This window comes from Tsuneonella deserti (assembly GCF_014644315.1).
In the GTDB taxonomy this organism is placed as follows: domain Bacteria; phylum Pseudomonadota; class Alphaproteobacteria; order Sphingomonadales; family Sphingomonadaceae; genus Tsuneonella; species Tsuneonella deserti.
In genome coordinates, this window is the sequence record NZ_BMKL01000001.1 from 2,133,380 (window position 1) to 2,152,652 (window position 19,273).

The window sequence follows — 19,273 nt, forward strand, 5'->3', positions numbered from 1 at the left end:
TCAGACTCCCGCCGCCGCGCCCTGGATGCCGGCCACGATCGAGGCCGCGCCGAACAGGATGAACACGCCGATGATCACGGTCGCGCCGAAGCGCCAGTTGAGCCGGCCCGTCAGCATCATGAAGCCCACCGCGGCTACCGCCATCACCGCCACCGCGGTGGCGACGTTGCCGAGCAGTGTCCCTTGCAGCCAGCCCAGTGCGGCGACGATCGGGCCCGAGCCCTGCGGATCGGCGGCTTGCGCGAACGCAGCGCTCGATGAGACACCGAACAGCAGCGGAAACAGGCGAATTAAGCGCTTCATTGACTACTTCTTGTTCCTTGGTTGAGCAGGCCGCGAATGGTCGGACAGCCGTCCCATGATCGCGGCGACATATCCTTGCGTTTCGCGGATGCGCGGAACTCCCCCGGCGGCGATAACTCGCCCGGGCCCCGCGTTGTAGGCCGCCAGCGCCTTTTCGATGTCGCCGTCGAACCGGTCGAGCTGTTCCCGCAGGTAACGCGCGCCCCCTTCTAGATTGGCGAACGGATCGGCCGCATCGACACCGAGATAGCGCGCCGTTCCAGGCATCAGCTGCGCCAGCCCGCGAGCCCCCACCGGCGAAACCGCGTTCGCGCGCCAGCGGCTTTCCTGCCAGACGAGCGCCTCGATCAGCGTGGGGCTGAGGTCGAACCGGCGGGCCAGCTCGGCGACTTTGGCGCCATAGATGGCGGGCACCACCCCCGCCTGCCGCGCGGCATCGGCTATCGCTTCGGCGGGGACCGCGAAGTCGGACGACAATTCGATGATGTCCCTTGCCGCCGGATTCTGGGCAGCGGGCGCCTGGGCCAACGTTCCCGAAAGCCAGCGCGCACCGTCGGGACCGATTTCCATCACGTCGGCATGAGCAGGGGCCGCCGCGCACAGCGCCGCAAGCGTGACCAGCCCTCCCACTCGCGCGAGAATCATCCCGAACTCCATTCCCTCACCGTGTCTTACACCAAGAGAGCCCCCGGCGACACACCTGTGAGCGCGCATCCCGGTCCGGCGCGGATCGCAAGATCATGAAGTCGCCAGACGACCGAAGAACCTATGCGCGAAGCTCACGCGCATAGAACCAGCCGATGCCGATGAGGCTGAAGCCCAGCGCCATGAACGACGCGACCCGGCCAAGCCCCTCCAGCCCCGCCGCATCGATGAGGAACACCTTGAAGACCGCGACGACCATCAGCACCAGCGAACCGATCCTCCAGCTCCTTTCACCCGATCGCGCGCCCCACAGGAGGAAGCCGATCGCGAGCACTATCCCGGTCAGCGAGCGCAGCAGGTCCTCCCCCTGGCCGACCGGCGTGCCGACAAGGATCGTGCCGGAAAAGCACTGGCGCAGCTCGCTGATGGCAAGAAGCGCGGTGACCAGCATGAGGGCCGCATCGACGGTCCAGCGAAGGTGAGCTTCCCCGCGTGCTGCCAGCCGTCGGAGAAGAAGAAGCGCGGCGATACCTACCGCGTAGGATGGCAAGAGAGCATTCAGGATCGGAACCGCGCCCACCGCCTGCGGCGCCCATAGCGGGTTGTGCAACGCGAGCGAGAACCACGCGAAGTGAGCCGCCGCCGCAAGCGCGATCGCGCAAGCGACCCTCGGCCAGCCGCGCAACATCGCCAGCCAGGCAGCGGCCACGAGCAACGCCACCCATCCCGCGCGCTCCATCGCCCCGGTTGAAACGAAGTCACTGCCAGCCACCGAGGCGAATCCCGCCCGGTACGCGATATGCGCCGCGACGCCCGACGCGACCCCCAGCGCGGCGAGGGTAGGGATTTTCCGAAACGCGGTTATTCTCCAGGCCACGAACCCCAGCGCGGTCACCCCCGGCAGCAGCCGCCGCACCACCTCCCCAAGACCGGGCATGTCTGTTGCCGCGGCCGGCACGCCGGCGAGAGCCATCGCGTTCATCGAGGTCCAGCCAAGCACCGGCTCAGCGCCCCAGAGCGCGCAAACGGCCAGCAGCGTAGCGATCGCGCCGGCCAGCGTGGCAGCGCGCCAGGCCAGCAGCACGGCCATCGCCGCGGCGGTCCAGGCAAGCATCGTTTCCGGCAAGAACTGAACGAGCGCGCCATAGCCCAGCAGCGCGGCGACCGCCTCATCGGCCCTTGTCCACCGACTGCCAAGGGAACCCGAACGGGATGCAAGGGCGACGGCCGCGGCGGCCAGGCAGGCAAGCGCGAAAAGAGCGAGCGCCATTGCCGGATCGGGCCGCTCCGGCAAAATTACGCCGAAGTGCCAGAGCGCGGTCGCCGCAACACCGAGGGCAAACCCGCCCGGCTGCGCAAGATCGAGTGCGCGTCCATTGCCTCGCGCGATTTGCGCCAGCGGCACTCCGGCGAAGATTGCCGCCAGCGCCGCGCAAACAAACGAGAACCCTTGTCCCGACGGTTCGGTCCACGCGAACAGCAGGGCAATGGCGATCACGGCGGCGACAGCGCTGCCTTCCCGCACGGCAGGCGCCCGCCACCCGAACCAGGCGAGGGCCGCGCCCAGCATGAGGTAGAGCGACCATTCGAGCGTTCCGAACCCGCCCTGTCGAACCAGCAGGGCAAGCTGTACTGCGGCGAGCGCGGCTGCTCCCACACGGACCGCCCAATGCGGTTTGTCATCCGGTCCGCGCGAAAGCGCCGGCAGCACGGCGCCCAGGATCACGAGATAGATGCCGACAACCGCCAGATCGGAGGGCCGCACCGTCCCGCCCAGCACGAGCAGCGCGCCCCACCCCAGCCCTCCCGCGAGTGCTGCGATGCCGAGCCAGGCGCGGTCCTGCCGCCTTCCGGTTAGCGAGAGCCCCGCCGTCACCAGCGCCAGATAGAGCGTCAGCAGAGGCACGTTGGGCTGCTCGCTCCCGACCAGCGCAGGGGCCGCGAAGCCTCCCACCAGCCCCAGCACCGCGCTGGGCAGGCCGAACCGGTACGACAGCCCGATCGCCGCCCCGGTGACGGCCGCAAGCCCGAGAAAAGCGAGGGTCGTGCCGATCAGGCCATAGGCGCTGCCTGCCAGGTAGAACGCAGCATACAGTGTCGCGAGGCCGGCGCCGGCGAGGGCCTGCGACACCCGGGGATCGGCGATCCGGTCGCGCCACCGGTAGGCGGTTTCAGCACCCGCGATAAGCACGATTCCGAACAGCCCTGCCAGCACCACGCGGACCAGAGGGGTGAGCAGGCCCGCGTCGATGGACCAACGGACGAGGAAAAAGTCCGCCACCGCGAGGGTCACCCCTCCGGCCCAGATCGGCAGCATCCGCCCGAAGAGATCCTCGAAATCGAGCGCCGGGCGCCAACGGGCCGCGCCAGCGGCCAACCGCCTGATCGGCGCATTGTCGGTTCGGCGGGGTTGAACCTGCGCCTCCCCGGCCGCGCCCGGTGCGGATTCCGCCGGTAATGGGCGGGAGGGCGGACCACGGCGAAGTGCCGCGACCTCTCCTTCGAGGCGTTCGACCCGGCGCCACAGCCAGGCAATGGCGCCGACCAGGAAAATGAGGGTGATCAAGGTCATCGCGGAAACACGGTTCACTCCCGGGCGAGATTATTCAAGGCTTGCCGGAACCGAATCCCCCCGCGAAACACTACGGTCAGGACATGGTGGACGATGTCACCCGATACCCCCTGACGGGGCGCTTTCTGATGGGCCGCACCCGTCACGCCATGCGCGAGCGCGAGAAAGAGCTGCTCGAGTCCTCGATAACCGAAGTCGCCGAGTACGATCGTTCCCACCTGGTTCTGGTGCGGGGCGAACTGGCCGAACGAAGCACCTTGCTGATCGAAGGCTACATGCTTCGCACCATCGAGGAGCACGGCCGCCGCTACATTGTCGGGTTTCATGTCCCTGGCGATTTCGTCGATCTTCACGCCTACGCGCTCAAACGGCTCGACCACGACATCGTCACCCTCGGTCCGGCGAAGGTAGGCATCGTGCCGCACGAGCGGATCGGCCATATTCACGAAAACGAGCCCCATCTTTCGCGGCTCTTCTGGTTCTCGACATTGCTCGATGCGGCAATCCAGCGGCAGTGGACGCTCAAGCTGGAACAGCTCAAGGCAAGCCGCCGGGTTGCCCACCGGTTCTCGGAAGTCTGGCGAAGGCTCGAAATGGTCGGCCTGGCTCGCTCCAATGGTTTTCGCACTCCGCTGAACCAGACGGACCTCGCAGACATGTGCGGCACCACGTCCATCCACATGAACCGCGCTCTGTCCGAGCTGCGCCGCGAAGACGTGGTCGAGTTCCGCCGCGGCCTCGTGATCGCGCGGGACCGTTCGCGGCTCGAAAGCTTCGGGGATTTCAATCCCGACTATCTCTATGGCGGCGGGCCCCTGGGCGTTCAGCACGAACTCGACGGAACCGACTGAGCGCATCCGGCTTGGCTGTGGCTGAAACGAGCCGCCGGGCGGTTGCAGAGCGTCAGATCGCTCCCGGCAGCATCCGCCGTCCAAGCTCGATAGCGCCGCGGATCCCGGCATCATCTCCCAGAGCAGGCGGAACGATGTACTCCCTAAGTCCGGGGTCAAGCGCCGGGTGCCGGACGTAGCCCGCCAACCGCTCCTCGGTCATCCGGCGGATCGCATCGATCAGCCCCGGCGCCTTGCTTACTCCTCCACCGAAGATCAGCCGCTCCGGCATATGGAGAAGGATCAGCGTCACGGCGAAACTCGCCAGATATCCCGCGATGATCTCGGCCTCCCTCCGCCCCAACCGGTCGAGGCTGGCGCCCCAGCGGGCAATGATCGCGGGGCCGCTGGCGAGGCCTTCGAGGCAATCGCCGTGAAGCCGGCATATTCCCTCGAAGTCGTCGCCAGCCTCCCGCCGTATGGGCACGTGCCCCGCCTCGTAATGGCCGATGCCTCCCATTGATTGGCCTTTGCGCAGGACGCCGGTGCCCACTCCGGTGCCGACGGTCGTGTAGGCAAGCGTGAATGCTCGCCGCCCCGCCCCCGACAGCCACTCACCGAGCGCGGCGGCGTTTACGTCGGTATCGACCGCCAGAGGCACGCCGAAACCGGCGAGGGCCTGCGGATAGGACGCCCCCGGCCAACCTTGCTTGGGCGTGGTCGTGATCGTGCCCCAGTTTGCAGCCGCATGATCGAGCGCGAGCGGTCCGAAGCTGCCGATCCCGAAAGCGCCGATCTTTCCGTGAGTTGCTTCCGCCTCTCGAAAGAAGTCCGCCATAGCCCCAAAAGTGTTGTCCGGCTGCTGGGTCGGAATGCGCCGGTGCGCCAGGATCGCGCCGCTTTCGTCAGCCAGCGCGAGGACGAACTTGGTTCCGCCGGCTTCGACAGCGCCGATCAGGCGTCCAGCGGCGGTGCCGCCGCTCATTCGCCCATCGCCGTGACGACGATTTCGCGCCGGTGGCCACGGGTGCGATGCTCGGCCAGGAAGACGCCTTGCCAGGTGCCGAGCAAGATCCGGTTCGACGAAAAGGGGATCGTCAGCGCGCTGCCGGTGAGCATCGCCTTGATGTGCGCGGGCATGTCGTCGGGCCCTTCCTCGTCGTGCTCGTAGCGGCCTTCCTCAGGTGCGAGCCGGTCGAGCCAGCGAAGCAGGTCCCGCTGCACGGCGATGCTGGCGTTCTCGCTGATCAGCAGCCCTGCGCTGGTGTGCCGGCAGAACAGCGTCAGCACGCCCTTGAGCAAGCGCGACCGGGCAAGCCAGACCGATAGCTCGCTGGTGATGTCCGTCAGCCCCCGGCCGGCGGTTTCGAACCGCAATATGTCTTGCGCGACGCTCACGTTTCGCCGGCGGCCGCCAGCGTGCGGCGCGCGGCCTTGAGGTGGGGGATGTCGAACATCTTGCCGTCGATCCCGACGGTCCCGGCGTCCGGCTGCGCGGCGAAGGCCGCCACCACGCGGCGTGCAAAGGAGACTTCCTCGTCACTCGGGGTAAAACCCTCGTTGATCGGCCCGACTTGCGCCGGGTGAATGGCCAGTCGTCCGGAAAAGCCCTCGCCGCGCGCCTGGCGGCTGCTGGCGAGAAGTCCCTGCTCGTCGCGGAAATCGGCATGGAGGGTCTCGATCGCGGGAACCCCGGCCGCGTGCGCGGCCATCAAGGTGAGCGAGCGCACGAGGCGATATGTGAACAGCCACTCACCGTCCGGCCCACGATTGCCGGTCGCGCCGAGGGCCGCCGCCAGGTCTTCCGCGCCCCACGTCAGGCCGCGCAGCCTCGCAAGCCCGGCCGAAGCATACTCGCCGAGTCGGAACGGAGCGATCGCGGTTTCAGTCGCGACCGGGATGATGCCGATGGAGCCGGGCCTGACGCCATGAGCCAACTCCATGTGATCGAGCAGGCTGGATACTCTGGCCACGTCCTCCGGCCCATTGGGCTTGGGCTGCATGATGCCGTGCGGCTGGGCGGGGACCATCGCCGCAATATCGGCTTCGGCCAGGCCGCTCTCGAGCGGATTGATGCGCACCCACAGCTCGGGAGCGTCCGGAGCATTCCTGTCGAAGGTGCTCACGAAGTCGGCGACACGCTTGCGCGCCGCCAGCTTGTTGGCTGGTGCGACCGCGTCCTCCAGGTCGAGGATTACCGCGTCCGCGCCGCAGCCTGCCACCTTGGACAGCTTCTTGTCGCTGTCGCCGGGAATGAACAGCAGGGAACGCAAGGTGCGGCTCATGAGGGCTTCTTTCGCTGAAGCCCGCTGCGCTTGCATGTCGCGACCAGCTTGCCGTCCTGGTTGTAGGCGCGGTGCGAGAAAGTGACGATGCCCGCCTCGGGCCGCGACTTGCTTTCCCGCAATTCGAGCACTTCTGTCTCGATGCGCAGGGTATCGCCGATGAACACGGGCGCGGGAAAGCGCACTTCGTCCCAGCCGAGATTGGCCACAGCCGTGCCCAACGTGGTGTCGCCCACCGATACGCCGACCATCAGCGAAAGGGTGAAGCAGGAGTTTACCAGCACCCGGCCGTAATCGCTGTTCTTCATGTATTCGGCATCGAGATGCAGCGCGGCCGGATTGTGGCTCAGCGTCGTGAACAGCAGGTTGTCGGTTTCGGTCACCGTGCGGCGGATCGGGTGATCGAAAGTCTGTCCAACAGTGAGTTCGTCGAACCACAGGCCCGGCATCGGCATCTCCCTTTTGTCAGCCGACTAGCGCGGAGCAGCCCGGAATGACAGAGGAAGCCGAAACCAGTCCGCCACCCCATCCGTTCGAGATTCTGCCATGCCCATAGCCATTTCCGCCAGCTTCGATTTCCAACTCGACAGTCCGACCGACATCATCCTCCAGTTCGAAGCTGCGGCCATTCCCGAGCAGACAATCCTGTCCTGCAATACGAACGTCACGGCGGAGGATTGCGCGCGGGTTCCGGCCCATGATGCCATCGGCGAACGCGTGCTGTTCGAGGCGGAAGGGCGCGTGGATGTCTCCTACGAGGCGCTCGTCCAAGTGAACCGGATGGTGCCGGACCTGTCTGCGCTGGACCAGCTGCCGCCTCACGACCTGCCGGGCGAGACACTCGATTACCTGCTGGACTCGCGGTACTGTCCCGCGGACCGTTTCCAGCCGTTCGTGGAGGATGAGTTCGGCGGCACTTCGGGGGGCCAGCGCGTACTCGCCATCCATGACTGGATCGGCCGGCATTTCTCCTATGAGCCGGGCAGCAGCACCTCGACCACCACCGCACTCGACAGCTTCGTCGAGCGGCGGGGGATTTGCCGCGACTATGCCCACGTGCTGATCACGCTGGCGCGCGCCTCCACCATCCCCGCGCGCTATGTCTCCTGCTTCGCGCCTGGAGTTAACCCGCCGGATTTTCACGCAGTCGCCGAAGTCTTCCTGGCCGACCAGCAAACCCCTGGCGGAGGAGCCTGGTACATTGTCGACGCGACCGGAATGGCAGACCCGCGCGAGACGGTGAAGATCGGAGTTGGCCGCGACGCTGCCGACGTCAGTTTCCTGACCAGCTTCGGGCAGGCGCATTTCGGCGGCAAGCAGGTGACCGTCACGCGCCAGGCAGGTTAATCTTTCGCAGCGCGCCGTCCCGGCGGGGGACGCACGGCCAGTGCGGGTGGAACGCGGCGGGAGGGTGCCGCATAGACAGGCCATGGACGCGATGATCAAATGGATCGGCGGCGCAACGGCAGCCATAGCGCTCGGCCTTGCAGGCGCTGCTTTTTTCACTGGAGCATGGTCGCCTGCCCCTGCCCGCGCCCCCGGGGCTCCCTACGCCGAAACCGCCTCCTCCCCGTCCCTTGTCGATTCAAGGCCGGCAACGAAAACTGCCACGCCAGCCGCCGCCGCTCCGTTTACCGTGAAGCGCATCCTGCCCATCGCAGGACCGATCAAGTACGGCGAATGGCATTGGGATGAGGCAGGCATTCCCGATGGCCCGATCGTGATGACTGTCGACCTCGATGCGCGGGTTCTCTCGGTGTTCAAAGGTGGCTACGAGATCGGCGCCGCGACGGTGCTGGTGGGCACTGACGAATATCCGACCCCGCTTGGAACCTTTCCCATCCTCGCCAAGCAGCGCCACAACAAGTCGGAGAAATACGGCGGGGCGCCGATGCCTTGGTCCATGTTCCTCACCAGTGACGGGGTCGCCATCCACGGTGGCCACGTGGTGGAGAATGGCTATGCCAGCCACGGCTGCATCTCCGCTCCGGACGAATTCGTCTCCCGCATCTTCGCGATCGCGAGGCCCGGGGACAAGGTCATCGTCACGCGCGGCGAGACGATGAAACTGGGCGATCCGATCGTCTGATCTCAGGCGCGGCGCGGCGGCTCCCGCTCGAACCGCCAGGCATCGAGCTGGGCCGTTTCATCAGCACGGTGCCGCGCTCGCCGGGCGATTACTCCGCCCAGTGACGCATGTCCGTCGCTGCGGAGTTGCGCAATCATGCGGGCCACTGCCGATCGCGGTACGTTCGCGCCGTGTTCGCGCAGGATGCCGGCCACCAGTTCAAGCTCGATGAGCGAGGAGTGACCACTGAGGAGCCACGTGACCTCGCCCTCGCGGACGATCGCCTTGCAGGCTGCTTGCGCCACCGCTTCCTCCACCGCGCTCTCGGCCTCCTGCAGGTGGGCCGCGCTGCGCGCGATTGCCAGCGGGTCGAGCCAAGGCAGCGCGGACAGCGCCTGCCGAACCCGCACCCGGTCGAAGCGCTCGTCTTCGTTGGACGGGTCCGACACGGGATCCATTCCTGCGGAAGAAACGATCCGGGCAAGTTCTTCGCGGCGCCAGTTCAGCAGCGGGCGGACGACAAGAAACCTCGTCGAGGGATCGCAGGCTTCCATGACCGCCCGCTCCCTGATCCCCGCAAGTCCCGCCAAGCCACTGCCCCGATTGAGCCGCATAAGCATCGTCTCGGCCTGGTCGTCCGCGTGATGGGCGGTTGCGAATACGCCGGCGCCGCGGCTTCCGAAGGACCGGCACAGCGCCTCGTAACGGGCATCCCGGGCCCTATGCTGCAGGTTGCCGGACGCGAGGATGACCCGAACCGTCTCGTGCGGGACCCCGATCGCCTCGCAGATGCCGGCGACCTTGCGGGCTTCCGCTGCCGCCTCGAAACGCAGGCCATGATCGATGGTCGCGGCGATTACGCGTTCGGGCAGCGCGGCGTGGGCCAGCAGGAGTAGCGCGAGGCTGTCGGGGCCTCCGGAAACCGCCACTCCGAAGCGCCCGCCTTCGCCTGCTTCGGGCCAAAGGCGCAGCAGCCCGGTGCGAAAGCGCGCGATCAGTTCAGGCGCGAGCGCCGTATCAATTGCATTTCACCTTGGCGCGGTCGGCATTGTACTGGCTCTTGAGCCGGCCAGTCGCGACAGCGGGATAAGTCTCGCTGAACTCGGCAAGAGCGATGCAGGCGCGCTTTGTGTCCTTCTGCACGATCATCGCCTCGGCAAGAAAGAGCAGGCTGTCGGGCGCGCGCGCACCCTGCTTGTCGGCCTGGTAGTTCTTGAGGAACCACGGAGCCGCCTCGGCCGGCTTGCCGCCATCCAGATAGGCGCGGCCCAGCAGGTTGCGGCCATAACTGATCTGCGCATGCCTTGGGTACTTCTCGACATAGAGGCTGAGCTGCTGCTGCGCCTCGGGGAAGAACCCGGCATCCCACAGGCGGAAGCCGTAATCGTATTCGTCCTTGCCCGGATCGTCCGTCTGAGGTTTGGCAATCGCCTGGACCGCGGCGAGACGCTGAGCGGTGGGCCCGGCCGGCTTGGCGGCCGGCGGCGTCGAAGCCGAAGTGCCGGTGGTGGCCGATGCCGGAATCGGCGCGGGACGGGACGCGCCGCCAGTCATCGCGGAAAGATTGGCCTCCGGGGCCAGGGGCTTGGGGGTGGCTGCAGTCGCCGCGGCGCCGGAAGTGACTTCGAGCGCGCCGAGACGGGTTCCGAGCTGGGCGATCGCGTTGGTGTTTTCCTCGGTCTGGGAAGTCAGGCGCGCAAGCTGGCTCTCGAGCGCATCGAGGCGGGCGAGAATGTCCGTCACCGCGGTGGTCGATGGACGCGCCGCGCCGGTCGACGCCGGCTGGGCGGCGGTCACTTCGGGTTCGAAGTACTTGCCGTCACTGCCGGGAAAGACCTTGCGCTGCAGCGCGCGGATTTCCGTTTCGGCCTTCCGCAACCGCGCTTCGGTCGAGTTGTCCTGCGCGTTCGCCGGAATGGCGGCAACGGCCATTGCGAGGACCGCCAACGGAGCGGCGATCGCACGATTCACAGTGATCCTCATCGAATTCTTCCCGTCACAACAAGACCGGCTCAAGCCTTTCGCCTTCACCGGACGAACTGTGCATGAACGCGGTGTATCTGGTTAACGCGCGCCTGCCGACCTTGTCGAGCCATCAGCAGGGCAAATCAGGGGAAAGCAGGACGTCACGTGCCTGTGGGAACCGTCTCGTCGGTCAGCCCCGGCTTTCCCGTCTCGCGTGCGAGCAACGCCTCGGCGGTGACCGGCACGTCCTTCATGACGCCCTCGCTCTCCGCGAGCTTGGGGACCGGCTTCCCGCCGACCGTGATCGTCAGCGCGTCCGGGCGTCCGGTCCACACCTTGGGGCCGGTCGCATCGGCGGGAACGGTATAGCTTTCCCCCTTTGCCATCTGCTTCTGCATCAGCTGGGTACCGGCTCCATCGTAGAACTTGACCCAGACCCCGTCCTCGAGCGCCGTGAACACTACCGGCCCCGTGGCCGAGGCAACCGGCGCGGCGGGCCTCGTGACGCGAGCGGCCTGCCCCGGCACCCCGCGCTGTTCATCGAGCAGGGAGCCGGGGCCCGAGCCGGGTGACAGGATAGTGTTATAGAACACCACCCCGCCCGTGATCAGCAGGATCAGGGCGAACAGGCTGAAAAGCGCCAGGCCGCGCGAGGGGATTCGAGCGGGATCGCCGGGCTCGAAGGCTGCCGCGCGGTAGCGGTCGCTGCCCTCGCTCGCCGCCAGCTCGGCGCGCACTTCATCGGCGGTCGCCCGTTCGTCCAGGCCGACCGCGCGCGCATAAGTCCTCGCGAAGCCGGTGGCATAGGTCTTCGCGGGCAACGCGGCGAAATCACCCTTCTCGATCAGGAGCAGGTGGCGCTCTGGAATGCGCGTCTCGGCGACCAGCTGCTCGATCGTCATGCCTGCCTTCTCGCGTGCTTCGCGGAGGCGATCGCCGATGCCAAGCAGCGGCAGTTGTCCGTCGAGCGGACCCGTGTTCTCTTCCATCTAGCGTCCCGAAATTTCGACCCGATGCCCCCTGCGACGCCAAAACGCTCAGGTGCGATCTGTCAAGCACGCCGACACCTTCTGTTCGTGCGGGCAGCGACGAAGCGCGCCTGCCGCGCGGCGAACTCAATCGGTATCGATGCCTTGGGCCTCTGCCCATGCCTGCAGTTCGCTGCGGAGGCTGGCGGTGGGGGATGACAGAAGCTGCTTCATGATCGCGGTAATCTGGGAAAGATCGACCTTGCGAACCAGTTCCTTGATCGGCCCGACCGCCACGGGGGTGATCGAGAAGCGGCGGAACCCCAGTCCGAGCAGCGCCAGCGCCTCCAGCCTGCGTCCGCCCATCTCTCCGCAGATGCCAAGGTCCACCCCGGATCCCGCGGTGGCCTGGGTGACCCGGGCCAGGAACCGCAGGATGGCGGGGCTGAGCCAGTCATACCGTTCGGCGAGCTTGGGATTGGCGCGGTCGGCCGCGAACAGGAACTGCGTGAGATCGTTCGTGCCGACCGACAGGAAACTGATCTTGGGCAGCAGGATATCGAGCGTTTCGGCCAGCGCGGGCACCTCCAGCATCGCGCCGTACCGGATTGCCTCGGGAAGCAGCTTCTTCTGGCTCTTGAGATATGCGAGCTGCCGATCGAACACTGCCTTGGCGGCGTCGAACTCCCACGGCTCGGACACCATGGGGAACATGACGTAAAGGGATTTGCCCGCGCTCGCTTCCAGCAGCGCGCGGGCTTGTGCCTTGAGCAATCCTTCTCGCTCGAGAGCGAGGCGGAGGGCTCGCCAGCCCATCGCCGGGTTCTCGTCGAATTCGCTCTGGGCCGAATCCAGGTAAGGCACGGCCTTGTCGCCACCGATATCGACCGTGCGGAAAATGACAGGACGGTCTCCCGCAGCGTCCAGCACGTCACGGTAGAGCCGGGTCTGGCGCTCGCGTGCGGGCATGGTGGCCGAGACGAGGAATTGAAACTCCGTACGGAACAGGCCGATGCCGTCGGCGCCAACCAGCGCCAGGTTTGCGATATCGTCGCGCAGGCCGGCGTTCATCATCACCTGAATGCGCGTGCCGTCGCGCGTGAACGGCTCGATGTCGCGCATCTCGGCATAGGCGGCCTGCCGCTGGCGCGAGAGGGCGAAGCGCTCCCGGAAGATGTCCACCGTCTGCTGGACCGGCCGGAAATGGGCCACTCCCTTGTCGGCATCGAGAAGCACCTCGTCACCTTCGGTGACTACCCCGCGCAGGCCTCGCACCCGGCCGAGCACAGGCACGCCCATCGCGCGAGCGACGATGACCACGTGCGCGGTGAGCGATCCTTCCTCCAGAACCACGCCCTTCAACCGCCGCCGATCGTATTCGAGCAGTTCTGCCGGCCCGAGATTGCGGGCGATGAGGATGGTGTCGCGTTTCAACCCCTGGGTCGCCGCGGTGCCGAGCTGGCCCGAGACGATCCGCAGCAGCCGGTTCGAAAGGTCCTCCAGATCGTGCATCCGGTCAGCCAGCAGCGGGTCGTCGATCTCACGCATCCGCATCCGGGTGCGCTGCTGGACCCGCTCGATCGCCGCTTCTGCCGTGAGGCCGGAATCGATCGCCTCGTTGATCCGGCGGCTCCAGCCTTCGTCGTAGGCGAACATCTTGTATGTCTGGAGGATATCGTCGTGCTCGCCGCCAACACCGAATTCGGCCTGGCTTGCCATGACGTCGATCTGGTCGCGCATCTTGTCGAAAGCGCGATAGACCCGCTGGCGTTCTGCCTCGATATCATCGGCCACGACCTGGTCGATATGCACGCGCGGCTGGTGGTACACGGCATGGCCACCGGCGATGCCCTTGACGAGGGTAAGACCCTGAACTGTCAGCGGTCCGGTGGCAGCTTCCCCGAGCGTGCCCGCTTCCTCGTCTACCAGGCCGGCATGAGCGATGAGCTCGGAGAGGACCATCGCCACCGTTTGCAGCGCCTCGATCTCGACGTCCTCGTAGCGGCGGGGATCGGAATGCTGGACGCACAGCGTGCCCACCGCCCGCTCGCGGTAGACGATCGGAACGCCGGCGAAGGAGTGAAACTTGTCCTCCCCCGTCTCCGGGCGGTAAGCGAAATCCGGGTGCGCGGCCGCTTCGGCCAGATTCAGCGTCTCGATCCGTTCGGCGATAATGCCGGTGAGACCCTCGCCAATTGCAAGCCGGGTGACGTGAACCGCCTCCTGCTCGAGCCCGCGGGTCGCGAACAGCTCAAGCATCCCTTCCCGCAGGAGATAGATCGAGCACACCTCGCTATGAAGTGTCTCCCCGATGATCTCGACCACCCGGTCCAGCTTGCCCTGCGGATGCAGGCGCGAAGCCATGACCTCGTGCAGCTGATTGAGGATCTGGCGGGCGGCGGCGGCGGCTGACATCGGTCCGGGGGACTACAGCAACGGCGCCGCTATGGGAATTCGCTCGATGTGTGAATTTGCCGGCCCGATCAAATGGCGCGCCCGGTGACTCGCTCACCAGCCGCCGAAGCGCGCCATCCCTCCCGTCGTCAACTGGGTGATCTTCTGCGAACCCAGGTCGTTGCCGACCCTTAAATCTGGTTCAGCTCCTCCTTGATGCGGAGCTTGGCCCGCTTGAGCCGCTGGATCGTCCCCGTGTCAGGCACCGGCCGGCCCATTTCCTCGCGCAGCCTGGCATCGAGGCCGGCATGCTTGGTCTGGAGTGCGCTGGTGTGGGACGAAGACAGCATTGCGTGTTCTCCTCTGCGGGTTGCGACCCTTTTGTGAGGCGACTCGCGTCCACGCGGGCCGTCGAGCCGCACAGCCATGATAGAACCACATCAATCAGGTATTGCGAAGCCCCGCGATGGGCCTAAGCGACCAACCGCGCAGTGGCGCGCGACGAGCCGATTTCCAGCGGGAGATCGCGCTCGAGGCAGCATCGGGTGGGGACGAGGTGACCGAACAGGAGCTAAAAAAGCTGCTCGCTTCGCTCAGGACCGAGCATCGCGATCTCGACGCGGCGATCGACGCGCTGAGCGGAACGGGATCGACCGACCAGCTCCAGATAGCGCGTCTGAAAAAGCGCAAGCTGCGCCTCAAGGACCAGATCGCCATGGTCGAAGACCAGCTACTGCCCGACATCATAGCGTGAATCTGGAGTAAAAGCGTACCATCCAGGGACACCCCGAAATCGATTCGGGATTGTCTGGCACGAATTCTGGCGGCGCGGACTCTGCGGGGGTAGCGCAGCAGAACGATGGTCATCACGAGCAACCTGAACAAGCCCATCATCGAGGCTCTGTATTGCGAGGCCCTGGTTCTCGCCGACGAAGTTCGCGCCGCCTTCGATCTTGCCCCGCCGCGTTGCGGACATGAGGATCTGGTTCGCATCGCATTGTCGGTCGAAGGGTTGCGAACGACCACGCGCATGATGCACCTGCTCGCATGGTTGCTGAACCAGCGCGCCTTCTTCGCGGGCGAGCTTTCCGAATTCCAACTTCGCCGGCACGGCGTGTTGCCGCCCGATCGCCCGTCTGATCCGGAGCAAATGGAACTGCTGGAGCCTGAAACCCGCGTGCTCATCGGTGAGACGGAGGCACTGCACGGCCGCGTCGCCCGGCTCGATGCAGCCTGGCGCGAAGGCTTTACAGTCCAGCCCGTCGGGGTGCAGCGCCTGCAAGAGCGCCTGAACCGCGCGCTGGGCTCCTTCTAGACCGCTTCCAGCGCGCGCTGCCAACGCGCCAACCGCTCGCTCCTGGCGGCATCATCCATATTTGGCGTGAAAGTGCGCAGCGGCCCGCGCATTGCTGCCAGCGCCTCGTCGAGGCTCGCGAAGACCCCGGCACCTACCGCCGCCAGGATCGCCGCTCCCAGCGCGGTGGTCTCGACCATATCGGGCCGCTCGACCGTCAGGTCGAGAACATCCGCGAGGTCCTGCGCCATCCAGTCGTTCGCGCTCATGCCTCCGTCGATCCGCAGACGCTGCCACGGCGCCCCGTCGGCAGCGAATGCGAGGGCAAGATCCTGCGTCTGATGCGCCATGGCCTCAAGAGCGGCGCGAGCGATCTGCGCCCGTCCGCTGGCAAAGCTGAGTCCGCTTATCGTGGCGCGGGCATCCGCCCGCCAATGGGGCGCGCCGAGCCCGGAGAGCGCGGGGACGATCGTGACCCCGCCACTGTCCGCGACCGAGCGGGCGAGGGCTTCGGTTTCGGCCGCGCTCGAAATAACTCCAAGAGAATCCCGCAGCCACTGCACGAGGCTGCCGGCCACGAACACAGACCCTTCGAGCGCGTAAGTGCGCTGTCCACCATTTTGCATGAGTATCGTGCCGAGCAGGCGGTGCGCGGACCTGGGAACCGTCCGTCCCATGTTGGTCAGCACGAACGCGCCCGTCCCGTAGGTCGCTTTGGTCTCTCCATGCGCGAAGCAGCCCTGTCCGATGGTCGCCGCCTGTTGGTCACCGGCCAGCCCCGTTATGGGCGTCGTGCCGCCGAGAGCGCGGGTCGCCGCAAGCAAACCGTGAGTGTCCACCACCCGGGGGAGGGCCCCGCGCGGCACTCCGAACAGCTCGCACAGGCCCTCGTCGAACTGGGCACCGGGCAGAGCGAGCAACTGCGTGCGGCTGGCGTTGGAGGCGTCGGTAAGGTGCTCTCCTTCAGACAACTTCCACACCAGCCAGCTTTCGACCGTCCCCAGCGCCAGCCTTCCGGCCTCGGCCGCCGAGCGGACCTGGCCTTCGTTATCCAGCAGCCAGCGCATCTTGCTGGCCGAGAAATAAGGATCGAGCAGCAGACCGGTCTTTTGCTGCACCGCCTCCTCGTGACCTTCGTCCTTGAGCAGATTGCAGAAATCGGCCGTTCGCCGGTCCTGCCAGACGATCGCGCGGGCCAGCGGCTCGCCGCTCTGGCGGTCCCACGCGACCACTGTCTCGCGCTGATTGGCGATGCCGAGCGCGGCAATGCCGGAAGTCCCGATTTCGCCGGCGACCTGCTGGGCGCACGCCAGCGTGAGGCGCCAGATTTCCTGTGCGTCGTGCTCTACCCATCCGGGACGCGGGTAATGTTGGGTCAGTGGACGCTGCGCCACCGCGGCTACCCTGCCCTTCAGGTCGAAGGCGATCGCCCTGGTCGAAGTCGTACCGGAATCGAGAACAAGGACGTGATCGGACATGCGTATCTCCCGAGCGTGACATGCGCAGCGCCCCGCTCCATATGCAAGATCATGGCAGGCCCTCCTCCCAAGCCCTGGCCGACCGGCCTTACCGAACAGCTCGAGCCGCTGGTGCGCCGCGTGCTCGCGCCAAACCCATCGCCCTACACCTACACCGGCACGCAGACTTACATCGTGGGCAGCGAGGACCGGGTCGCGGTGATCGATCCGGGACCGGACGATCCTTCGCACCTCGATGCACTGGCGCGCGCGATCGGCGACGCGCAGATCGCGGCGATCATGTGCACGCACACACACCGCGACCATTCGCCCGCCGCCGCTCCGCTGGCAGAGCGGACGGGAGCGCCGATCGTGGGCTGCGCGCCGCTGGTGCTCGATGATAGCGGCCCGCGCGCCGACGCCTCGTTCGACCGTGGCTATTCGCCCGACCGGGTGCTGCTCGACGGGGAAGGAATGACCGGCCCGGGCTGGACGCTCACCGCGGTGCACACGCCTGGGCACACCTCGAACCATCTATGCTTCGCGCTGGAGGAAAGCGGTGCGCTGTTCACCGGCGACCACGTGATGGGCTGGTCCACCAGCGTCATCGTCCCGCCCGATGGCGACATGAGCGCCTACATGGCCAGCCTCGACAGGCTCTATGGCCGCGCCGACCGGGTCTATTACCCCGCCCACGGGGCGCAGATCGACAACCCGCGCCAGCTCGTTCGCGGCATGATCGGCCACCGCCGGCAGCGGGAGAACCAGATAATCCGTCTGTTGGCCGAGTACGGGCCGGCGAGCGCGGCCGATTTCGTGCCCCGGATGTACAAGGGCCTCGACCCCCGTCTGTCCGGTGCCGCCGAGATGAGCGTGACCGCTCACCTCGTCGATCTGGAACGGCGCGGCATGGTGACCCGTTCGGAAGACATATGGACCGGACAATGAATACCGAGCGGGAGGCGCTCGACGTGCGCCAGCCCGTCGTCGACGAGCGGCCCCTTGCCCGCATCCAGGCGGTGCCGTGGATGATCGTGATCGTGCTGCTGGCCGCGGTCGCCTGGCTCGGCTGGCGCGCGTTCTTCTATAACGAGGAGGGTGATCCCGTCGGCAGCGCCATGCTGGCGTTCGAGAAGCAGAACTCGCTGAACGTCTTCTCAAGCCGGTTCGAGATCGTCGCCGAAAGCGAGAACGCGCAAGGCGTGCTCGGGATCGACATTCTCAAGAGCCGGCAGGCGACGATCATCCCGGCAACGGTCACCTACCGCCTCGATCTCGGCAACATGGACCGCGACGCTTTCGCGTGGGACGACCGCAGCCAGACGCTGAACGTCGTGCTGCCTCCCTTGCGCATATCGCGCCCCAACCTCGACGAAGCGCAGGCGCGGGTGTTTACCGAGGGCAACTGGGTAACCGCCAACGCCCAGCGCAGCCTCTCGCGCAACAACTCGCTGCAGGCCGAGCGCAAGGCCGCGGTGTTCGCGAAAAACCCGCAAGTACTGGGCCTTGCCAAAAACGCCGCGAAGGAGGCGGTGCGCCAGAACCTCGCCATCCCGCTGCAGGTCGCTGGATACGAGAACGCGAAAGTATCGGTGCGTTTCGAAGGCGAGCGCCCACCCGCCGATTGAACCGGCGGCGCTGATGGCGTAAATCGCCGCTGGGTCGCGGAAGGGGGAAACTTCCGATGGCCACGCTAGCTGCACCGTTCGACCACGATGAGCCTGCCCGGCAGGAGCGCTTCTTCGCGGGCCTCGCCATATTCATGGCGCTGGTGATCGTCGCAGGCTTCCTGACCAATCTCCTCATGGGCCGATCGACTTTCGCATCCCCGCTCCGGGTGCACTTCCACGCGATCGCGTTCATGGGATGGACCACCATCTTCGTCCTGCAAAGCTGGCTCGCGACGCACGGACCGCTCGCACTTCACCGCAAGCTCGGCTGGATCGCGGTTGCATGGATGGGCCTGATGATCGCTGCCGGTCTGATGGTGATCGTCGCCGGCTTGCGCGAGGGTACCGCGCCGTTCTTCTTCCAGCCGCAGCATTTCCTCATCGCCAATCCGCTGTCGATTCTGCTGTTCGTCGGCTTCACGCTGGCGGCAGTGCGGATGCGCCACCGGACCGACTGGCACGCGCGTCTGCACATCGGCGGGATGACGATGATCATGGGGCCCGGCTTCGGCCGCCTGCTGCCGATGCCGCTCCTCATCCCGTACGCGTTTCAGGCCGCGGCCGGCGCGTCGGTGATCTTCCCGCTCATCGGGATGGCGCGCGACCTGAGGCGCTCGGGCAAGGTTCACCCGGCATGGTGGTTCTGCCTGGCCGGGCTCGCGGTGCTGATCGCGCTGCCTGGGCTGCTCGCACCAACGAAGTTTGGCGACTCGCTGTATCGTGCCGTGACGGCAGGTTCGCCGGGCGCATCGGTGCCAGGCATGGCTTTCGCGCCGCCACCGCCTGATGGTGCACAGAGGCCGCGCCGGCCGAGTTGAGCGG

At 66.6% G+C, this 19,273-nt stretch carries 21 protein-coding genes; 8 read left to right on the forward strand and 13 right to left on the reverse strand.

The window, feature by feature from the left end:
* From IEW58_RS10510 to IEW58_RS10520, 3 genes are all read right to left on the reverse strand, one after another.
* Window positions 1-303 carry a TrbC/VirB2 family protein gene (locus IEW58_RS10510; RefSeq protein WP_188645074.1) on the reverse strand — a complete coding sequence of 101 codons (303 nt, stop codon included), beginning with the start codon at window positions 301-303 and terminating at the stop codon, window positions 1-3.
* A 3-nt stretch (window positions 304-306) separates the two neighbouring features.
* A complete protein-coding gene (locus tag IEW58_RS10515; RefSeq protein WP_229658543.1) occupies window positions 307-948 on the reverse strand; it encodes a lytic transglycosylase domain-containing protein in 642 nt (213 codons plus the stop codon).
* Between the two features lie 121 nt (window positions 949-1,069).
* Window positions 1,070-3,520 (reverse strand): DUF2339 domain-containing protein, encoded by a 2,451-nt coding sequence (locus IEW58_RS10520; RefSeq protein ID WP_188645076.1) that lies wholly within the window; start codon window positions 3,518-3,520, stop codon window positions 1,070-1,072.
* 128 nt (window positions 3,521-3,648) lie between these two features.
* Between IEW58_RS10520 and IEW58_RS10525 the strand changes: the two genes are divergently transcribed.
* Window positions 3,649-4,371 (forward strand): Crp/Fnr family transcriptional regulator, encoded by a 723-nt coding sequence (locus tag IEW58_RS10525; RefSeq protein ID WP_229658544.1) that lies wholly within the window; start codon window positions 3,649-3,651, stop codon window positions 4,369-4,371.
* Window positions 4,372-4,423: 52 nt separating this feature from the next.
* Here IEW58_RS10525 and IEW58_RS10530 read toward each other — a convergent pair whose 3' ends face one another.
* Genes IEW58_RS10530 through IEW58_RS10545 form a run of 4 tightly spaced genes read right to left on the reverse strand, consistent with a single transcriptional unit; the run spans window position 4,424 to window position 7,084 of the window.
* A complete protein-coding gene (locus IEW58_RS10530) occupies window positions 4,424-5,335 on the reverse strand; it encodes an ROK family protein (RefSeq protein ID WP_188645078.1) in 912 nt (303 codons plus the stop codon).
* The gene (locus IEW58_RS10535) at window positions 5,332-5,748 is read right to left on the reverse strand and encodes a secondary thiamine-phosphate synthase enzyme YjbQ (RefSeq protein WP_188645079.1); all 417 of its coding nucleotides are present in this window, start codon (window positions 5,746-5,748) and stop codon (window positions 5,332-5,334) included. The genes IEW58_RS10530 and IEW58_RS10535 overlap by 4 nt, the downstream gene beginning before the upstream one ends.
* Window positions 5,745-6,635 carry an HpcH/HpaI aldolase/citrate lyase family protein gene (locus tag IEW58_RS10540; RefSeq protein WP_188645080.1) on the reverse strand — a complete coding sequence of 297 codons (891 nt, stop codon included), beginning with the start codon at window positions 6,633-6,635 and terminating at the stop codon, window positions 5,745-5,747. Before IEW58_RS10540 ends, IEW58_RS10535 begins: the two co-directional genes overlap by 4 nt.
* Window positions 6,632-7,084, reverse strand: coding sequence for a MaoC family dehydratase (locus tag IEW58_RS10545; RefSeq protein ID WP_188645081.1), 453 nt, complete (start codon window positions 7,082-7,084; stop codon window positions 6,632-6,634). The genes IEW58_RS10540 and IEW58_RS10545 overlap by 4 nt, the downstream gene beginning before the upstream one ends.
* Window positions 7,085-7,181: 97 nt before the next feature.
* On the opposite strand from IEW58_RS10545, the gene IEW58_RS10550 reads away from it, so the two are divergent.
* Both IEW58_RS10550 and IEW58_RS10555 read left to right on the forward strand, forming a co-directional pair.
* On the forward strand, window positions 7,182-7,982 hold the full coding sequence (locus tag IEW58_RS10550; protein WP_188645082.1) for a transglutaminase-like domain-containing protein: 801 nt from the start codon (window positions 7,182-7,184) through the stop codon (window positions 7,980-7,982).
* An 82-nt stretch (window positions 7,983-8,064) separates the two neighbouring features.
* Window positions 8,065-8,724: a L,D-transpeptidase family protein gene (locus IEW58_RS10555; protein ID WP_188645083.1), complete on the forward strand. Its 660-nt coding sequence runs from the start codon at window positions 8,065-8,067 to the stop codon at window positions 8,722-8,724.
* Window positions 8,725-8,726: 2 nt separating this feature from the next.
* On the opposite strand, the gene tilS is transcribed toward IEW58_RS10555, so the two are convergent.
* From tilS to IEW58_RS10580, 5 genes are all read right to left on the reverse strand, one after another.
* On the reverse strand, window positions 8,727-9,725 hold the full coding sequence (gene tilS, locus IEW58_RS10560) for a tRNA lysidine(34) synthetase TilS (RefSeq protein WP_506016863.1): 999 nt from the start codon (window positions 9,723-9,725) through the stop codon (window positions 8,727-8,729).
* Window positions 9,721-10,686: a hypothetical protein gene (locus tag IEW58_RS10565; RefSeq protein ID WP_229658546.1), complete on the reverse strand. Its 966-nt coding sequence runs from the start codon at window positions 10,684-10,686 to the stop codon at window positions 9,721-9,723. The genes tilS and IEW58_RS10565 overlap by 5 nt, the downstream gene beginning before the upstream one ends.
* 143 nt (window positions 10,687-10,829) lie before the next feature.
* Window positions 10,830-11,657: a helix-turn-helix domain-containing protein gene (locus IEW58_RS10570; RefSeq protein ID WP_188645084.1), complete on the reverse strand. Its 828-nt coding sequence runs from the start codon at window positions 11,655-11,657 to the stop codon at window positions 10,830-10,832.
* A 126-nt stretch (window positions 11,658-11,783) separates the two neighbouring features.
* Window positions 11,784-14,051 (reverse strand): phosphoenolpyruvate--protein phosphotransferase, encoded by a 2,268-nt coding sequence (gene ptsP / locus IEW58_RS10575; RefSeq protein WP_188645085.1) that lies wholly within the window; start codon window positions 14,049-14,051, stop codon window positions 11,784-11,786.
* Window positions 14,052-14,221: 170 nt separating this feature from the next.
* A complete protein-coding gene (locus IEW58_RS10580) occupies window positions 14,222-14,380 on the reverse strand; it encodes a YdcH family protein (RefSeq protein WP_373284748.1) in 159 nt (52 codons plus the stop codon).
* A 206-nt stretch (window positions 14,381-14,586) separates the two neighbouring features.
* On the opposite strand from IEW58_RS10580, the gene IEW58_RS10585 reads away from it, so the two are divergent.
* On the forward strand, window positions 14,587-14,784 hold the full coding sequence (locus IEW58_RS10585) for a YdcH family protein (RefSeq protein WP_188645774.1): 198 nt from the start codon (window positions 14,587-14,589) through the stop codon (window positions 14,782-14,784).
* A 105-nt stretch (window positions 14,785-14,889) separates the two neighbouring features.
* Window positions 14,890-15,345: a DUF1465 family protein gene (locus tag IEW58_RS10590; RefSeq protein WP_188645086.1), complete on the forward strand. Its 456-nt coding sequence runs from the start codon at window positions 14,890-14,892 to the stop codon at window positions 15,343-15,345.
* On the opposite strand, the gene glpK is transcribed toward IEW58_RS10590, so the two are convergent.
* Window positions 15,342-16,802 (reverse strand): glycerol kinase GlpK, encoded by a 1,461-nt coding sequence (gene glpK / locus IEW58_RS10595; protein WP_188645087.1) that lies wholly within the window; start codon window positions 16,800-16,802, stop codon window positions 15,342-15,344. The genes IEW58_RS10590 and glpK overlap by 4 nt on opposite strands.
* A 51-nt stretch (window positions 16,803-16,853) precedes the next feature.
* On the opposite strand from glpK, the gene IEW58_RS10600 reads away from it, so the two are divergent.
* Genes IEW58_RS10600 through IEW58_RS10610 form a run of 3 tightly spaced genes read left to right on the forward strand, consistent with a single transcriptional unit; the run spans window position 16,854 to window position 19,269 of the window.
* The gene (locus tag IEW58_RS10600) at window positions 16,854-17,729 is read left to right on the forward strand and encodes an MBL fold metallo-hydrolase (protein WP_188645088.1); all 876 of its coding nucleotides are present in this window, start codon (window positions 16,854-16,856) and stop codon (window positions 17,727-17,729) included.
* Complete coding sequence (locus IEW58_RS10605) at window positions 17,726-18,409, forward strand: DUF4230 domain-containing protein (protein ID WP_188645089.1); 684 nt, start codon at window positions 17,726-17,728, stop codon at window positions 18,407-18,409. Before IEW58_RS10600 ends, IEW58_RS10605 begins: the two co-directional genes overlap by 4 nt.
* A gap of 56 nt (window positions 18,410-18,465) precedes the next feature.
* On the forward strand, window positions 18,466-19,269 hold the full coding sequence (locus IEW58_RS10610) for a hypothetical protein (RefSeq protein WP_188645090.1): 804 nt from the start codon (window positions 18,466-18,468) through the stop codon (window positions 19,267-19,269).
* The last annotated feature ends 4 nt before the right edge of the window (window positions 19,270-19,273 follow it).

Excerpts from the sequence above, each read along its gene's own strand:
- IEW58_RS10570 (WP_188645084.1), bottom strand. The coding sequence starts at position 11,657 with ATGGAAGAGAACACGGGTCCGCTCGACGGACAACTGCCGCTGCTTGGC.
- IEW58_RS10530 (WP_188645078.1), bottom strand. The coding sequence starts at position 5,335 with ATGAGCGGCGGCACCGCCGCTGGACGCCTGATCGGCGCTGTCGAAGCC.
- IEW58_RS10555 (WP_188645083.1), top strand. The coding sequence starts at position 8,065 with ATGGACGCGATGATCAAATGGATCGGCGGCGCAACGGCAGCCATAGCG.
- IEW58_RS10540 (WP_188645080.1), bottom strand. The coding sequence starts at position 6,635 with ATGAGCCGCACCTTGCGTTCCCTGCTGTTCATTCCCGGCGACAGCGAC.
- IEW58_RS10520 (WP_188645076.1), bottom strand. The coding sequence starts at position 3,520 with ATGACCTTGATCACCCTCATTTTCCTGGTCGGCGCCATTGCCTGGCTG.
- IEW58_RS10605 (WP_188645089.1), top strand. The coding sequence starts at position 17,726 with ATGAATACCGAGCGGGAGGCGCTCGACGTGCGCCAGCCCGTCGTCGAC.
- IEW58_RS10525 (WP_229658544.1), top strand. The coding sequence starts at position 3,649 with ATGGGCCGCACCCGTCACGCCATGCGCGAGCGCGAGAAAGAGCTGCTC.
- IEW58_RS10610 (WP_188645090.1), top strand. The coding sequence starts at position 18,466 with ATGGCCACGCTAGCTGCACCGTTCGACCACGATGAGCCTGCCCGGCAG.
- IEW58_RS10545 (WP_188645081.1), bottom strand. The coding sequence starts at position 7,084 with ATGCCGGGCCTGTGGTTCGACGAACTCACTGTTGGACAGACTTTCGAT.
- IEW58_RS10600 (WP_188645088.1), top strand. The coding sequence starts at position 16,854 with ATGGCAGGCCCTCCTCCCAAGCCCTGGCCGACCGGCCTTACCGAACAG.
- IEW58_RS10510 (WP_188645074.1), bottom strand. The coding sequence starts at position 303 with ATGAAGCGCTTAATTCGCCTGTTTCCGCTGCTGTTCGGTGTCTCATCG.
- ptsP (WP_188645085.1), bottom strand. The coding sequence starts at position 14,051 with ATGTCAGCCGCCGCCGCCGCCCGCCAGATCCTCAATCAGCTGCACGAG.
- glpK (WP_188645087.1), bottom strand. The coding sequence starts at position 16,802 with ATGTCCGATCACGTCCTTGTTCTCGATTCCGGTACGACTTCGACCAGG.
- IEW58_RS10550 (WP_188645082.1), top strand. The coding sequence starts at position 7,182 with ATGCCCATAGCCATTTCCGCCAGCTTCGATTTCCAACTCGACAGTCCG.
- IEW58_RS10565 (WP_229658546.1), bottom strand. The coding sequence starts at position 10,686 with ATGAGGATCACTGTGAATCGTGCGATCGCCGCTCCGTTGGCGGTCCTC.
- IEW58_RS10580 (WP_373284748.1), bottom strand. The coding sequence starts at position 14,380 with ATGCTGTCTTCGTCCCACACCAGCGCACTCCAGACCAAGCATGCCGGC.
- IEW58_RS10590 (WP_188645086.1), top strand. The coding sequence starts at position 14,890 with ATGGTCATCACGAGCAACCTGAACAAGCCCATCATCGAGGCTCTGTAT.
- IEW58_RS10515 (WP_229658543.1), bottom strand. The coding sequence starts at position 948 with ATGATTCTCGCGCGAGTGGGAGGGCTGGTCACGCTTGCGGCGCTGTGC.